Source organism: Domibacillus enclensis, assembly GCF_900156125.1.
In the GTDB taxonomy this organism is placed as follows: domain Bacteria; phylum Bacillota; class Bacilli; order Bacillales; family Domibacillaceae; genus Domibacillus; species Domibacillus enclensis.
Window position 1 is genome coordinate 33655 of record NZ_FTLX01000001.1, and the last position, 15493, is coordinate 49147.

A 15493-nucleotide genomic window follows, 5' to 3' on the forward strand; every position below is an offset into this window, starting at 1 on the left:
AGCTGAAAGAGAAAGAAGGAATAGAAATGGAAAACATGATCGAAGTAAAGGAACTGCGCAAAGAGTTTAAGTCACACTCGAGCCGTTCCGGGTTGAAAGGCGCTTTTCGGGATTTGCTGACGCGTAATTATAAAATTGTCCCGGCGGTTAATGACATTACCTTTTCAGTGAAGCCCGGGGAAATGGTTGGCTATATTGGGGAAAACGGGGCCGGAAAATCAACAAGCATTAAAATGCTGACGGGAATATTAACACCGACATCGGGAATTGTTCGTGTCAACGGAATGGACCCGCATAAAGAACGGGAGCAGTTCGTCCGCTCAATCGGTGTTGTGTTTGGCCAGCGGTCTCAGCTCTGGTGGGATATTGCCGTGCAGGAATCCTTCCGTCTGCTTAAAAAAGTATATAACGTGCCGGACGACGTGTACAATACGCATATGAATCATGTCATTGAGTCCCTTGACATCGGGCCGCTTCTTGATAAACCGGTGCGCAAGCTGTCTCTTGGCCAGCGGATGCGCTGTGAGCTGGCAGCCGCCCTTTTGCACAATCCTCCGCTCCTTTTCCTTGATGAGCCAACGATCGGGCTGGATGTACTCGTTAAGCTGAAAATACGGGAGTTTTTAAAGGAAATGAACGCGAAATATAACACAACGGTGCTTTTAACCACCCATGACTTAAGTGATATTGAAGCGTTATGTGAACGGGTTGTGATGCTCGATGAAGGGAAAATCATTTACGATGGACAGCTTGATAGCCTGCGGTCCAACTGGGGAGAAGGTAAACAAATCGAATTTCAGTTTGCGGACACAGCGGTGACGAAGCAAAATCTTCAGCCGCTGCTTGCAGAATTGGATGCGGCATGGTCGCCGGGCGAGCGGCAAAATGTTTGGGTGGCGAATGTGCTGAATGATGAACATGTTATTTCTGAAGTAATTGGCCGCGTGGTGTCTGCGCACAAAATTACCGATTTAAAAGTGCATGAAATATCAATTGAGGACATCATCCGTAATATTTACGAAGAAGGCGTGACAAATGGGTAAATATATTGAAATGATCCGAATCCGTTTTTTAATGATGCTCGCTTACCGGACGAATTATTACAGCGGCATCTTAATATACAGCATCAACATTGGTGCGTATTATTTTCTGTGGAATGCGATATATGGCGATAAAAGCTCCATAGAAGGCATGACAGCCATTCAAATGACATCGTATATCTCTATCGCCTGGATGGCGCGCGCTTTTTATTTTAATAATATTGACCGTGAAATTGCCCAGGAAATCAAAGAAGGGAAAGTAGCGGTTGAATTCATCCGTCCGTATAACTACTTACTGATGAAAACGATGCAGGGGCTCGGAGAAGGCATTTTTCGTTTTTCATTTTTTTCCGCGCCGGGAATGATTATTGTCGCATTGATTTTCCCTATTGCTTTTTCATCCAACCCTTTGACCTGGCTTCTGTTTGGACTGGCACTCGTCTTCAGCTTCTTGATCAATATGCAAATAAACCTGTTGACAGGTATTTTAACGTTTTTCTTCTATAATAATACCGGCTTAATTCGGGCGAAGCGGGTTGTCATTGACTTGTTTTCAGGCCTGCTCCTGCCAATCAGCTTTTTTCCCGGCTGGGCGCAGCAGGTAATGGGGTTTCTTCCGTTTCAGGGAATTAGTTATGTACCGAGCATGATTTTTACGGAAAGCTTCACGTATTCTGAAACGATGAATGCGATGCTTTATCAGGTGGTTTGGGTTCTTATCCTGATTATCCCTATTCAACTCATTTGGCTGGTTGCAAAAAAACAACTAGTCGTTCAGGGAGGATAACAGATGAAATATGGACAGCTATTCTTTCAATATGCAGCACAATATATGAAAACCCGGCTGACGTATCGAACCGATATGATGGTCGAGATCGGATCGGATTTGTTATCGCAGGCGGTGAACTTTCTTTTTATTTTGCTTGTCTTTGGCCACACGACGGCAATCAGCGGCTGGTCACGAGACGAAATCATTTTTATTTATGGATTTTTCCTCGTTCCATTCGCGATCTTTGGCGCTTTTTTCAACATATGGGATTTTAACGAACGGTATATTGTAAAAGGGGAGATGGACCGCATTTTAACACGGCCGATTCACAGCTTGTTTCAAATCGTTATTGAACGGATGGAGCTTGAATCGCTGTTTGGCGTCGTGACCGGGATGGCGGTGATGGTATACGCCGGCAGCCGTCTCGATGTAAGCCTGGCATGGTACGACCCGTTCCTATTTGTCCTGCTCGTGCTTGGCGGTACGCTTGTGTATGCGGCGATTTTTGTGTTGATTGCAAGCATCAGCTTTTGGTCAGACAGCCCGACCAGCATTATGCCGATGATGTACAATATCGGCAATTACGGTCGGTACCCCGTTAATATTTATAACAATATTATTCGCTTTTTGCTGACATGGGTTTTGCCTTTTGCTTTTGTCGGTGTGTATCCGGCTGCTTACTTTTTAGGGCGGACTGAATGGTACACGTACGCTTTTTTAACGCCGGTCATCGGCGTTGCATTCTTTGCGTTTGCTGTTGTCATGTGGAATGTGGGCGTCACGAAATACCGTGGGGCAGGCAATTAAGAGAAAAAGCACATCTCAGTCTTTTAAAAGGCTGAGATGTGCTTTTTTCTTATTTTGTGGCTGATTTGACTACTTTTGCGACAGTGCTGCGGGGGAGGAGCTTAGCGGCAACAGCACCTGCTTTGTTTTTGCCTCCGGTGATGACAACGCGCTTTCCTTTTAAAAGACCGTCAACGCCTTGTTTCGCCACTTGCTCAGCGGACATGGCCTGGCTAAACATTTTTGTTTCATCCATACTTGAAACAGCGCCGAAATTCGTTTTTGTCGGTCCGGGACAAAGAGCTGTTACCGTAATATTGGTCTCCGCTAATTCTTCAGCAAGCGCTTCTGACAGCGAAAGAACAAAGGCTTTTGTCGCAAAATAAACCGCCATCATTGGACCGGGCTGAAAAGCGGCCGTACTGGCAACATTTAAAATACGTCCTGAATTCCGTTCGATCATTCCCGGTAAAAACAAATGTGTAAGCTCAGCCAGAGTGACCATATTTAATTGCATCATTTCTAATTGTTCTTGCAGACTAAGTGTTGAAAAGGAGCCAAGGAGCCCAAATCCGGCATTATTAATTAGCACATCTATTTGTATGCCCGCCTGGTCAATTTCTTCTGCTACCTCAGAGGCAGACCCGGGCTTGCTTAAATCTTTCACAATCAATTTTATTTCCGAATCAGGGAACTGGTCCTGAAGCATTTCGAGCTTGTCCTTGCTCCTTGCAACAACAACGAGGTTATACTCGGCCTCTGCAAATATTTTGGCGAACTCTGAACCGAGCCCGCTTGAGGCTCCTGTAATTAAAACGGTTTTATTCATTTCGTCCAGCTCCTTTAACGAGAATACTATAAGATTAAAAGAAACAGCAGAACATTGCAAAAAAGAGACTGATCGATTTTCATATCGAATGGAACGGGAAAAGAAGAGGGTTGACATTCAGCTGAAAACGGAGTAAAGTTATCTTTGCGATGAGCTCATTTGCGTAAGACGGACAAGCATTCCTTTCGGGGAGCATGTTGTGGAGCATGGCTTGGACGCCGCAAATTTCGAGAAACACCCCGCCTTCGAGCGGGGTGTTTTTAATTGTTTACTGCTTTGGCGTAAACGCAATGATGAATACATAAAAAATCCCCTGAACATTTTCAGGGGATTTTTTCATGTCCTTCACCAAAACGGCATAGGATAGACAAGCTTAATCAACCTGGCGGTAAACCCCAGTCACTTTGCCTAAAATCGTTACATTTGGCAGAAGAATCGGCTCCATGGATGAATTTTCAGGCTGAAGACGGATGTGATCCGCTTCCTTGTAAAACCGCTTAACGGTCGCTTCATCATCCTCTGTCATCGCCACCACAATATCGCCATTTTTAGCCGTTTGCTGCTGTCTGACAACTACATAATCACCGTTTAAGATGCCTGCTTCCCGCATGCTTTCACCGACAATTTCAAGCATAAACACATGCTCGTCCGGTGGAGCAAGACGTTCAGGAAGTGGGAAGTATTCTTCCACATTTTCGATTGCCGTTATGGGCATGCCTGCGGTGACTTTTCCTACAACCGGTACATTTACCGGGTGCTGCTTCGGCACGGAGCTGTCTGTGTCCAGAATCTCAATCGCACGCGGTTTCGTAGGATCGCGGCGGATATAATTCTTCGCTTCAAGGCGGGCGAGATGGCCGTGAACCGTTGAGCTTGATGCAAGGCCTACCGCTTCACCAATTTCACGTACGGAAGGCGGATACCCTTTTCGGCGGACTTCATCTTTAATAAAATCCAGAATGTCTTGCTGGCGTTTTGATAACTTGGTCATTTTGTCTACACCTCTCTTACTTAATATTTACGTATAGTATAACATGTGTTCTAAAAATTAACAAACGTAAGTTCGAATTTATACTTGACTGAAACAATCGTTCGCCTTACAATGGAATTATATCACGAACGAGTATTCGAGGAAAGGGTGTTCTTAGTGGAGAAATTAAAAAACTATTCATTCATGTTATTATTGACGGTGATGATGGCATCAGCGGCATTATATTTTAGTTTTAGCGGCACCGATCAAACAGCTTACCATCAAATTAAAGTAGCAACGGGCGATTCACTGTGGAGTTTGGCAGAAGATTATAAGGATCTGCATAAAATGGACCAGATTGAATTTATTCAGTGGGTTCAAGACAAAAATGATTTGATTACAACGAAAATAGTGCCTGGGGAAGACCTGACAATCCCGGTACCGGCTGCAGAATATGACAGCGGTCTTCAACTGGCGGATGCAAACGGAGAATAAACATGAAAAAAGCGATTATCTATTGCCGTGTGAGCACAGAAAAAGAAACACAGGAAACATCACTTGAACGCCAGGAAGAGGAGCTCCTGGCTCTTTCTGTTCAAAAAGGCTACGACGTGATCCGCGTCGTAAAGGAGCGGGTGAGCGGGTATGAGCTTGACCGTCCGGGCATCTTTGAAGTCCTGGATCTTATTAAGCAAGAAACAGTGGACGCCGTGTTCATTCAGGATGAAACGAGAATTGGGCGGGGAAATGCCAAGATCGCTCTTATCCACTGCTTGTTTAAAGAAGGCGTTTCTGTTTTAAGCCGGGCGGATGATGGGGAACTTCATTTATCTGAATCGGATTCGATGGTGCTGCAGATTGTCAGCATGGTCGAAGAATATCAGCGGAAAATCCATAACCTGAAGATCAAGCGGGGGATGAAGCGCGCAGTGGAAAAAGGCTTCAGTCCTGAAAAGAACTTGAAAAATAAAGGAAATGAACGAGGACGGACTAAAAAAGAAGCGCCAATTGCGGAGATCGTCCGGCTTCGCCAGAACGGTTTGACATATGAAGAGATCGCTGCAACACTCAGAGGCTTCGGCTATCCTGTTTCACGCGCGACGGTCCACCGAAGATTTGTCGAATATAAGGAAGAAGAATCGCGTCAATCATAAGCTTTTTTCTTGTTTTAGCAGGCTTTTTTCGATACGATGACCTTAATGGCTTTAAGAGAAAGGAGCAGAAAAATGCTATCACCTGAAAAAATCTCCCGGATAAATGAACTGGCTAAAAAAGCAAAGCAGTCGCCTTTATCTGATAACGAATTAAAAGAGCAGACAGAGCTTCGTCAGGAATATTTATCTGTATTCCGTACATCGATGCGAGACACGGTTGAGCATGTTCGCGTATTCGATCCAAATGGGGATGAAGTGACGCCTAAAAAGGTACGGGACATTCAAAAACGTAAAAAAATGAACTGATACTCGATGGATGAAAGCAATCTCAGTATATAATTCGGTTAAATCGGTGCATGAGACAGCAAAAGCTGTCTCTTTTTTCACATTGTTCTGTATTTTTGTTGTATATTCCGTGAAAGAGCTTTAATATAGAGGGGTAAATCCCCTTTTGAAAGGATGAATCTCATGTTTGACAAAACAGATCAGCTGGCGGTAACAACGATCCGCACGCTATCCATCGACGCAATTGAAAAAGCGAATTCCGGGCACCCGGGTTTGCCAATGGGTGCTGCTCCAATGGCGTATGCACTTTGGTCAAAAGTAATGAATCACAATCCGAAAAATCCAAAATGGTTTAACCGGGATCGATTCGTACTTTCTGCAGGTCACGGTTCCATGCTCCTATACAGCTTGCTGCATCTTGCCGGCTACGACCTTTCACTTGATGAAATTAAAAACTTCCGCCAGTGGGGAAGCAAAACGCCTGGACACCCTGAGTACAAGCATACGGACGGTGTGGAAGCGACGACTGGCCCATTAGGCCAAGGGATCGCAATGGCTGTCGGCATGGCAATGGCTGAGCGCCACCTTGCTTCTGTATACAACAAAGATGGTCATGAAGTGATCGGGCACCATACATATGCACTTTGTGGTGATGGTGATTTAATGGAAGGTGTCGCTTCTGAAGCAGCGTCTCTAGCAGCACACTTGAAATTAAGCCGCCTTGTTGTTCTTTATGATTCCAATGACATTTCTTTGGATGGTGAGCTTGATAAATCATTCTCTGAAAGTGTAGAAGGCCGTTTCAAAGCATATGGCTGGAACTACATTCGCGTAGAAGATGGAAATGACCTTGATGAAGTGTTAGCTGCGCTTGAAAATGCAAAGCAAAATGACGATGCACCGACGATTGTTGAAGTAAAAACAGTGATCGGCTACGGTTCACCGAACAAATCAGGTAAATCCGCTTCACATGGCGCACCGCTTGGTGAAGATGAAATGAAGCTGACGAAAGAATATTACAAGTGGACGTTCGATCAAGACTTCCACGTCCCGGATGAGGTTTACACACGTTTTGAGGAAGCAGCTGTTAACCGCGGGGCTGAAGCAGAATCTGAGTGGGACAAATTGTTTGCAGCCTACAAAGAAAATCATCCCGAATTAGCAGCACAGCTTGAAAAAGCGATCAATGGCGAATTGCCGGATGGATGGGAATCAGCTCTTCCTGTTTATGAAGAAGGCACGTCAAACGCAACACGCAACACGTCAGGTGAAGCGTTAAATGCGATTGCTAAATCAGTTCCGACTTTCCTTGGCGGATCAGCGGATTTGGCTGGCTCGAACAAAACAAGCATTAAAGATACAGCGGACTTCATGCCAGGAAGCTATGAAGGACGCAACATTTGGTTTGGTGTTCGTGAATTTGCGATGGGTGCAGCAATGAACGGTATGGCGCTTCACGGCGGTCTTCAAGTGTTCGGCGGTACATTCTTCGTATTCTCTGACTACCTGCGTCCAGCGATTCGTTTGGCAGCATTGATGGGTCTTCCTGTCACGTATGTCTTTACACATGACAGCATCGCAGTTGGCGAAGATGGCCCAACACACGAGCCGGTTGAACAGTTGTCATCATTCCGCGGCATGCCGAACCTGTCTGTGATTCGCCCTGCAGACGGTAACGAAACAGCTGCAGCCTGGAAACTGGCGCTGACTAGCAAGTCACAACCGACAGCACTCGTTCTGACTCGTCAAAACCTGCCTGTTCTTCCAGGTTCAAAAGAGCAAGCGCACACGGGTGTTGAAAAAGGTGCTTACACAGTTGTGAAAGCAGAAAAAACACCGGATGTTCTTTTATTAGCAACTGGCTCTGAAGTAAGCCTTGCGGTAGAAGCGCAAAAAGTGCTTCAAGGAGAAGGCATTCATGCGAATGTTGTGAGCATTCCGTCGTTTGACCGCTTTGAAAAGCAAGATGCAGCATACAAAGAATCGGTACTTCCAAAATCAGTGAAGAAGCGCCTCGGTATCGAAGTCGGTTCTTCATTCGGCTGGCATCAGTACACAGGTGATGAAGGTGACATTTTGGCCATTGACCAATTTGGCGCTTCTGCACCTGGAGATACAGTGATGAAAGAATACGGATTCACTGTTGAAAATGTTGTATCACGCGTAAAAGCGCTTCTAGAAAACTAATAAAAAAGTCCGGAGCCTCGGTTCCGGACTTTTTTTCGCCAATAATCCACAAAAAGTTGCTGGCTCTTATTGTATAATCATGAATGGTTTAGTACACTTTGATTAGATAACTTGAAGGAGGAACACGTTTATGTTTTGGTATGTGCTTACGGCTGTCATCGCACTTGCAGCTGGTGTCGCCATTGGTTTTTTCATCGCACGCCGTTACATGATGGATTACTTGAAAAAGAATCCGCCCATTAACGAGCAAATGCTGCGTATGATGATGATGCAGATGGGAATGAAACCGTCGCAGAAGAAGATTAATCAAATGATGGCTCAAATGAATAAACAGCAGGATAAATAAATCGGTGCTGATTCAAAGTTTTATGGGTCGTTTATGACAAAATTCCAACGTTCATCCGCATTAAACGTGCGGTGAAAAACGGAATATTTCATCCATCTTTTAGTTGTTAAAGGATTTGGGTCAATTTATCATACAGACTACTATAACCACCTTTTTTCCGTGTGAACGCAACCGGAAAAAGGGTGGTTTTTTGTGTTTTGACTGAATTTGTAAGAATTCGTTACTCAGACTATAACTGCTTCCGCCAAAATTCACGATATTTTTGAGGAGACAGACCGATCATTTTTTTAAAGGCATTGTGAAAATTGCTTGCGCTGCTGTATCCGACGGCATACGCAATGTCAGTTACGGTATGATCTGTCGACAAGAGGCGTGACTGGGCTTCTCCGATTCTGCGGCGGGTCACGTAATTCATGGGAGTGTAGCCGGTTGTGCGCTTAAAAGCGTGTGATAAATAATACGGACTCATATGTAATGCCTGGGCGATATGCTGCAAGCTGATTTCTTCCTGATAATGCTCATCAATAAAGCGTTGAACAAGATCGCCGATTTCCTTTTGCTTTCGTTCATCGTCACGCTCACTGCCCATTGCAGCATTCCTTACGAGTAAAAGAAGAGAGCAAAGCAAGTGGTGCTCCAATTCTCTAGATGGATGAGGGCTTGTGAAATGGCTGAAAAGCATTGACATGAGCGAGCCAATATCCTGGTAGAGCGGGCTGTCTTGAATCACCGGGCGATATGCTTGAGTAAACAGTACGTTTGGAGCCAGCCCTTTTATGGACACGTTGCCGATCGCACAGCTTAAAATATCCATTCCGTTTTTAGCATCTGCCATTTCTTCATGTGGAACCCCTGCATTGTATACAAGAATGTCCCCTTGTTTTGTTTCGTATTCTTGCCCGTCAATAATATGAATGCCATGGCCGCTGCGCAGCTGAAGGATTTCAATTCGATCGTCATGCATATGCATCATTCGTGCCAGCCGTGTCTGCAGCCGGTCTTCCTTCTGAGCGGAAATCAAATAGGGCTGTTTTTCAATGCAGCATGTAGCAGGTGAGTTTTTGCCGGTTTTCAACATTCATACACATCCTTTAAAACATCGGTTTGTTAATAAATAGCAGCGAAATTGTCGATGGAAAAGCAAGAATTCGCAATACTGTGTTAGTTTACTCTTATTTTAACGGGAAGACTGCTTAAATTGAAGCAAGAATTGAAAATACAAAAGCGCAGCAGACAGATAAAATAAAATGCATAACCGGTTGATTGATTTTTATGTAAGCGTAAACAACTGAAGGGAAGTGAAAAGAGCCAATGGTAATTCATATTACCGGTGCGCCTTGTAGCTGGGGCGTCGATGATCCGCAGCATCCCGATAATCTGCCCTGGAAGAAAGTCCTGCAGGAAGCGGGAGAAGCAGGATACAAAGCAATTGAGCTCGGTCCGTACGGCTACATGCCCATTCATATTGAACAGGTGAGTGCGGAGCTTGAGAAAAACGGACTTTCCATCGTAGCCGGAACAATTTTTGATGATCTTGTCGACGAACAGAATAGTGGAAAGGTGCTAAAGCAGACAGAAGACATCTGTTCTATCATCACGAGGCTGCCGCCGCTCCCGTTTGAAGAAGGACAGCGTGCAAGAGCACCGTATTTAACAATTATGGACTGGGGGCATCGTGAACGCGATTATGCGGCGGGGCATTCAGACCGGGCTCCGCGGTTACGTTCCAGTGAGTGGAATCAGATGATGAGTCACATAAGAAGCATTTGTGAAGTGGCTGCGAAATGGGGCGTGCGGCCGGTTATTCATCCTCATGCAGGAGGATACATTGAGTTTGCGGATGAAATTGACCGGGTGGCACAGGACATTCCGTATGAAACAGCGGGATTATGCCTGGATACCGGCCACCTTCAGTATTCCGGAATGGACCCGGTTGAATGGCTTCGAAAATATGCAGACCGGCTGGATTATATTCACTTTAAAGATATAAACGAAGCGGTGTATGGAAAAGTGATGAATGAGCACATATCTTTTTTTGATGGCTGTGCCAAAGGGGCCATGTGTCCTCTTGGAACCGGCATGATTGATTATTCGGCTATTTATCGCTTGTTGACAGAAGAGCTTCGTTACAGCGGCTACATCACCATTGAGCAGGAGCGCGATCCTAAAAATGCAGAAACAAGCCTGAGGGACGTAAAAGAGAGCCTCGATTATTTAAAAAGCATCGGATTTTAGGGAAACTTCACAAAAGAAAGGGAGAAACGACATGATCAATGGAGAAAAAACAGTAGAAACACCGATTCGATGGGCCATGATCGGCGGAGGGAGAGGCAGCCAGATTGGGTACATTCACCGCTCCTCAGCTGTACGAGATCACTCATTCGCCCTTTTGGCCGGCGCATTTGATCTGGATCCTGGAAGAGGGAAAGAGTTCGGCATTTCAATCGGCGTCGATCCCGACAGGTGCTACGCCGATTATCGAACGCTTTTTGCGGAGGAAGCAAGGCGCGAGGATGGCATTGAAGCTGTGTCGATCGCGACGCCAAACAGTACTCACTACGAGATGACAAAAGCGGCGCTTGAAGCCGGCCTTCATGTTATTTGTGAAAAGCCACTTTGCTTTAAAACGGAGGAAGCGGAGGAACTGGCGAAGATTGCGGATGAGATGGGGCTGGTCGTTGGAGTCATGTATGGGTATTCAGGCCATCAAATGATTGAACAGGCAAGGCAGATGGTTGCGCGCGGCGATCTCGGAGAAATCCGCTTGATCAATATGCAGTTTGCGCATGGCGCTTATCATACGGCCATCGAAAAAGAAAATCCAGCGGTCAAATGGCGTATGGATCCGCGACTGGCAGGTCCATCGTGTGTGATTGCAGATGTCGGCACGCATCCTCTTTTTCTAGCGGAAGCAATTCTGCAGGATTTTGAGATTGAACAGCTTTTGTGCAGCCGCAAATCATTTGTGGAGGACCGGGTGCTTGAGGATAATGCGTTCATTTTGATGAATTTAAAGGGCGGGGCACAGGCGACGCTCTGGGCGTCCGCGATAAATTGCGGTTCTCTCCATGGGCAAAAGATTCGCATAATCGGCTCGAAAGCATCAATTGAATGGTTGGATGAACAGCCAAATCAGCTGGCGTACGAGATAGAAGGAGAGCCTGCCCGTGTGTTGGAGCGCGGAGCTGCCTATTTGTATCCGGAAGCACTGGTGGAAGACCGGATCAGCGCCGGGCATCCGGAAGGCTTGTTTGATGCCTGGTCGAACCTTTACCGGCGCTTTGCTATTGCGATGAATCAGTCAAAAAAAGGAGAAAAAACAGATTTTTGGTTTCCGGATATCCGCGCAGGCGTTCAGGGGGTCAAATGGGTGGAAAAGTGCGTAGAATCTGCGGATAAAGGAGCGGTCTGGATTGAGTATTAAAAAGCAGTCGTAAAACAGCATGTAAAAAAATACAGAGGAGGCTACACCATGTTAAAACGAGATATTCATATCGAATCCATTTATACGGAGCTGCCGTTTGAAGAACGTCTGGCCGCTGCGAAACAAGACGGCTTTGATTTTGTAGAAATGTGGGGATGGGAGGATAAAGACCTTCCGCAGCTGAAAAAGCTGCTCGATGAAAACGAATTAAAGCTTGCGGCAATGTCTGGAGACGGTCCGTATTCGATGTGTGATCCGGCCGATAAAGAAAAGTACTTAAACTACATTCAACGATCCATCACAGCGGCCAAAGAAGTCGGCTGTCCGGTGCTCGTCATTCATTCAGATGCACTAGAGGAATGGCCGCAGTTCGCAAAACCAATGGCGGCTGAGTATTCATATGAAACCCGTATTTGTGCGATGCTGGATGTATTAAAAACAATTGCGCCGTGGGCGAAAGAAGCGGGCATCACATTCGTGCTCGAAGCGCTGAATGTTGAAAAAGATCATTGCGGAAACTTCCTCACCACCACAAAAACTGCGGTTGATTTAGTGGCAGCGGTTGGCTCGCCGAATGTGAAAGTATTATATGATGCCTACCATATGTATTTAAACGAAGGGAAAATCTGCGAAACGACGGAAAAGTACCTGCCTTATATCGGCCACCTTCACATTGCCGATGCACCAGGCCGTCACGAGCCCGGAACAGGGGTCATTAACTTCCCTTATTTTGTTGAACATTTGGAGAAGATTGGATACGAAGGGTCAGTGGGCTTTGAGTTTTACCCGAAAACGGATACTTCGGCAGCTGTGAAGGCAGTGAATGCGTGCTTTGACAATGTAAGAGGCGAAGTGAAAGCGGCCAGGCGCTGAAGGAAATAAGCAAAGTGACTGCTTAAACCGACGAATAAACGTAACGAGCGGGAAAACCCGCTCGTTATTTTGATGGAGGCGGGCTTGTACTCGACCGAACAATCAAGGAAGCGCCGTCAATTGTTACACCCTGACCAGTTTCTCCTTCCTTGCCTTGAATAATGGCGATCAGCTTTTTTACTGCTTCTCTGCCCATCTCGTATAAAGGCATCTTCACTGTCGTAAGAGGCGGCTGAAGGGTAGAGGTGAAAAAAACATCATGAACACCTATGATCGACATATCTTTCGGAATGGTCAGCCCTCGATCTTGAATAGCTTTCATCGCTCCCAGGCAGATCATAATATTAGAAGCAAAAACAGCTGTGGGAGGGTCAGGAAGGTCCAGCAGTATTTCCATGGATTCATAGCCATTCTCTACTGTATATTTGCTTTCTTGAACATATACAGGAATATAGTCAATGTTATCTTCCTGCAATCCTTCTCTGTAGCCTTGAAACCTGCTTAGACCTGTTGCCGTGAAAAGGGGCCCTGATATGTGCGCGATTCGATGGTGTCCTTGTTTAATCAAGTGTTTAGTCGCAAGTTTCGCGCCTAATAAATCGTTTGCCACAACATAATTATCCACACCAGCGACAGTGCGGTTTACGAGCATAAAAGGTTTTTTTGTTTTTTTGAGCTCTAAAATTTCTTTGTTGTCAATTTCCGAATTGGCTATAAGCAGCCCTTCAATCTGCCCGTCTAAAAGAGGAGAGTAGCTTTTCTCCAACCCTTTCTGCTTTAGGCTGTAAACGAGCAAATTAAATCCTTCCTGGGCAGCTTGATCTTCTGCTCCGTGAATTATGAGACTGTATACAGGGTTCGAGAAATCAGGAATAATCATGCCAAGCATTTTGCTCTGGCCTTTCTTTAGGTTTCGAGCCGACATGTTTGGTCGATACTTCAGTTCTTCGACAGCATCAAGAATCCGTTTTCTCGTTTCTGGTTTAATGTTCAACGCGGGATCGTTATTTACGACTCTGGAAACAACCGATGAGTCTACTTTAGCGAGTTTTGCAACTTCTTTTAATGTGGCCAATTGATGGATGCACCTACCTATACAAAAAAGCAATTTTAAAAATATGAGGTCTAAAAATCAGTAATGCAGGAGAACCTTTAGTTTATTATAAAGCAAATTTTATTCAGTCGCTACATTTTTACATATATATGGAAATAAAAAATGGTTTGACAAAATTTATAGAAGCGATTATTCTTAAATTATCAAAAGACAAACGTTTGTCTATAATGAGAATGCTACTATTAAACATAATTACAGGTTTTAAAGGAAATTTATGATGTAATAAAGTAGAGGGAATTACGATTAATTAGACAAACGTTTGTTTAAATATGAAGGCGGTTACACCTATGTGTATGCCAATTAAAATTGGAGGGAATATAAAATGGCTTCATTCGTAATCGATTCAGAATTGTACAAAGGGATTTATGGATCAGAGGAAATGAACAAAGTGTTTTCAGATGAATCACTGCTGCAAAAATGGCTGGACGCTGAGGCAGCTTTGGCAATTGCGGAAGCAGAAGTAGGCTTAATCCCTGAAGAAGCAGCGAGGGAGATCGCCCAAAAAGCGAAGTTTGACAATCTGGATATGCCCACAATCAGCAAAGGAATTGTTGACACCTCCCACCCGCTTATCACGCTGATCCGGTCTCTGGAAAAAATATGCGATGGGGATGCAGGGGGATATGTGCATTGGGGAGCAACGACACAGGATATTATGGATACGGCTGTTGTCCTTCAAATTAAAGAGGCGCAAGACATTGTTTCAGCTCAACTGAAGACATTTTTAGAGACGTGTCTTACTTTAGCAGTGAAGCATAAAGAAACCATTATGCCCGGAAGAACGCACGGACAGCATGCCCTGCCGGTGACATTGGGCTACAAAATGGCGATTTGGGCTGATGAAATTGGCCGCCATCTTGAAAGACTGGAAGAAGGAAAGAAACGTTACTTAATGGGCCAGTTTGCAGGCGCTGCGGGGACTCTAGCTTCCATTAGTGAAAGCGGTTTAGAGGTTCAGGAAAAGTACTGCCGCATTTTGGGGCTGGAGCAGCCGACAATCACCTGGCATGTAGGGCGTGATGGCTTTGCGGAGTTTGCGAGTATAATTGCTATGATCTCTGGAACTATCGGAAAAATAGCTAATGAAATTATTAACCTTCAAAGATCAGAGATAGGAGAAATCGAAGAAGGCTTTGCGATGGGAAAAGTCGGCAGCAGTACCATGCCTCATAAGCGCAACCCGATGGTTTGTGAATACGTGGTCGGCTTAACCCGTATTGTTCAACGAAATGCTTCGCTCGGTTTTGATGGCATGATGCAGGAACACGAGCGAGATATGACCTTTTGGCTGACAGAGTGGTCTTATCTACCTCAAATCTGTATGATGACGAGCGGTGGAATCCAGCAGTTGCAAGGTGTCCTAGAAGGATTAATTGTGCATCAAGAAAACATGACTAAAAATCTGTACCTTCTGCAAGGACTTATTGTTTCCGAAAATCTCATGTTGAAACTGGGAAAATATGTTGGGAGACAAGTGGCTCACGATATAATCTATGACGTTTCGATGAAAGCGTTTGAGGAAAAACGGCCGCTGCTTGAAACAGCTTTAGAACATAAGGAAATCATGATCCATATGGATGAAGAGGAAGTACGAAGCCACCTGAATCCGAAAAGCTATATTGGCTTATGCACACAATTCGTCGATCGTGTGGAGAAAAAATGGTCTCCCTTGGTAATTAACCAAACAAATAGATAAACGCATTATCAAACAAATCT

General features: G+C 45.0%; 16 protein-coding genes. 12 read left to right on the plus strand and 4 right to left on the minus strand.

Going from position 1 to position 15493, the window contains the following annotated elements; all coding sequences use genetic code 11:
* The first annotated feature begins 26 nt into the window (after positions 1-26).
* The 3 genes from BW952_RS00195 to BW952_RS00205 are packed head-to-tail and all read left to right on the plus strand — an operon-like array spanning position 27 to position 2616.
* Positions 27-1043 (plus strand): ABC transporter ATP-binding protein, encoded by a 1017-nt coding sequence (locus BW952_RS00195; protein ID WP_045851813.1) that lies wholly within the window; start codon positions 27-29, stop codon positions 1041-1043.
* On the plus strand, positions 1036-1827 hold the full coding sequence (locus BW952_RS00200) for an ABC transporter permease (protein WP_045851812.1): 792 nt from the start codon (positions 1036-1038) through the stop codon (positions 1825-1827). The genes BW952_RS00195 and BW952_RS00200 overlap by 8 nt, the downstream gene beginning before the upstream one ends.
* A 3-nt stretch (positions 1828-1830) precedes the next feature.
* Positions 1831-2616 carry an ABC transporter permease gene (locus BW952_RS00205; RefSeq protein ID WP_045851811.1) on the plus strand — a complete coding sequence of 262 codons (786 nt, stop codon included), beginning with the start codon at positions 1831-1833 and terminating at the stop codon, positions 2614-2616.
* Positions 2617-2665: 49 nt separating this feature from the next.
* On the opposite strand, the gene BW952_RS00210 is transcribed toward BW952_RS00205, so the two are convergent.
* Both BW952_RS00210 and lexA read right to left on the minus strand, forming a co-directional pair.
* A complete protein-coding gene (locus BW952_RS00210) occupies positions 2666-3424 on the minus strand; it encodes an SDR family NAD(P)-dependent oxidoreductase (protein WP_045851810.1) in 759 nt (252 codons plus the stop codon).
* Positions 3425-3797: 373 nt separating this feature from the next.
* Positions 3798-4415, minus strand: a complete 618-nt coding sequence (gene lexA, locus BW952_RS00215) for a transcriptional repressor LexA (protein WP_045851809.1) — start codon at positions 4413-4415, stop codon at positions 3798-3800.
* A 156-nt stretch (positions 4416-4571) separates the two neighbouring features.
* Here lexA and yneA point away from each other — a divergent pair, with 156 nt between their 5' ends.
* The 5 genes from yneA (at position 4572) to BW952_RS00240 (ending at position 8366) form a co-directional block, all read left to right on the plus strand.
* Positions 4572-4889, plus strand: coding sequence for a cell division suppressor protein YneA (yneA, locus tag BW952_RS00220; protein WP_045851808.1), 318 nt, complete (start codon positions 4572-4574; stop codon positions 4887-4889).
* Positions 4890-4891: 2 nt separating this feature from the next.
* A complete protein-coding gene (locus BW952_RS00225) occupies positions 4892-5548 on the plus strand; it encodes a YneB family resolvase-like protein (protein WP_045851807.1) in 657 nt (218 codons plus the stop codon).
* Positions 5549-5620: 72 nt separating this feature from the next.
* Entirely contained in the window at positions 5621-5854 is a 234-nt protein-coding gene (locus BW952_RS00230) for a DUF896 domain-containing protein (RefSeq protein WP_045851806.1), read from the plus strand.
* Between the two features lie 162 nt (positions 5855-6016).
* Positions 6017-8020 (plus strand): transketolase, encoded by a 2004-nt coding sequence (gene tkt / locus BW952_RS00235; protein ID WP_045851805.1) that lies wholly within the window; start codon positions 6017-6019, stop codon positions 8018-8020.
* A gap of 130 nt (positions 8021-8150) precedes the next feature.
* Positions 8151-8366 carry a YneF family protein gene (locus BW952_RS00240; RefSeq protein WP_045851804.1) on the plus strand — a complete coding sequence of 72 codons (216 nt, stop codon included), beginning with the start codon at positions 8151-8153 and terminating at the stop codon, positions 8364-8366.
* Positions 8367-8595: 229 nt separating this feature from the next.
* On the opposite strand, the gene BW952_RS00245 is transcribed toward BW952_RS00240, so the two are convergent.
* On the minus strand, positions 8596-9444 hold the full coding sequence (locus BW952_RS00245; RefSeq protein WP_052698504.1) for an AraC family transcriptional regulator: 849 nt from the start codon (positions 9442-9444) through the stop codon (positions 8596-8598).
* 233 nt (positions 9445-9677) lie between these two features.
* Between BW952_RS00245 and BW952_RS00250 the strand changes: the two genes are divergently transcribed.
* From BW952_RS00250 to BW952_RS00260, 3 genes are read left to right on the plus strand one after another with little or no spacing between them, the layout of a single operon-like run.
* Entirely contained in the window at positions 9678-10601 is a 924-nt protein-coding gene (locus BW952_RS00250; RefSeq protein WP_045851803.1) for a sugar phosphate isomerase/epimerase family protein, read from the plus strand.
* A 31-nt stretch (positions 10602-10632) separates the two neighbouring features.
* Positions 10633-11790, plus strand: a complete 1158-nt coding sequence (locus BW952_RS00255) for a Gfo/Idh/MocA family protein (RefSeq protein ID WP_045851802.1) — start codon at positions 10633-10635, stop codon at positions 11788-11790.
* A 48-nt stretch (positions 11791-11838) separates the two neighbouring features.
* Positions 11839-12663, plus strand: coding sequence for a TIM barrel protein (locus tag BW952_RS00260; protein WP_045851801.1), 825 nt, complete (start codon positions 11839-11841; stop codon positions 12661-12663).
* A gap of 64 nt (positions 12664-12727) precedes the next feature.
* On the opposite strand, the gene BW952_RS00265 is transcribed toward BW952_RS00260, so the two are convergent.
* Positions 12728-13738 (minus strand): LacI family DNA-binding transcriptional regulator, encoded by a 1011-nt coding sequence (locus tag BW952_RS00265; RefSeq protein ID WP_045851800.1) that lies wholly within the window; start codon positions 13736-13738, stop codon positions 12728-12730.
* Between the two features lie 361 nt (positions 13739-14099).
* Here BW952_RS00265 and purB point away from each other — a divergent pair, with 361 nt between their 5' ends.
* On the plus strand, positions 14100-15473 hold the full coding sequence (gene purB / locus BW952_RS00270; protein WP_045851799.1) for an adenylosuccinate lyase: 1374 nt from the start codon (positions 14100-14102) through the stop codon (positions 15471-15473).
* Positions 15474-15493 lie beyond the last annotated feature (20 nt).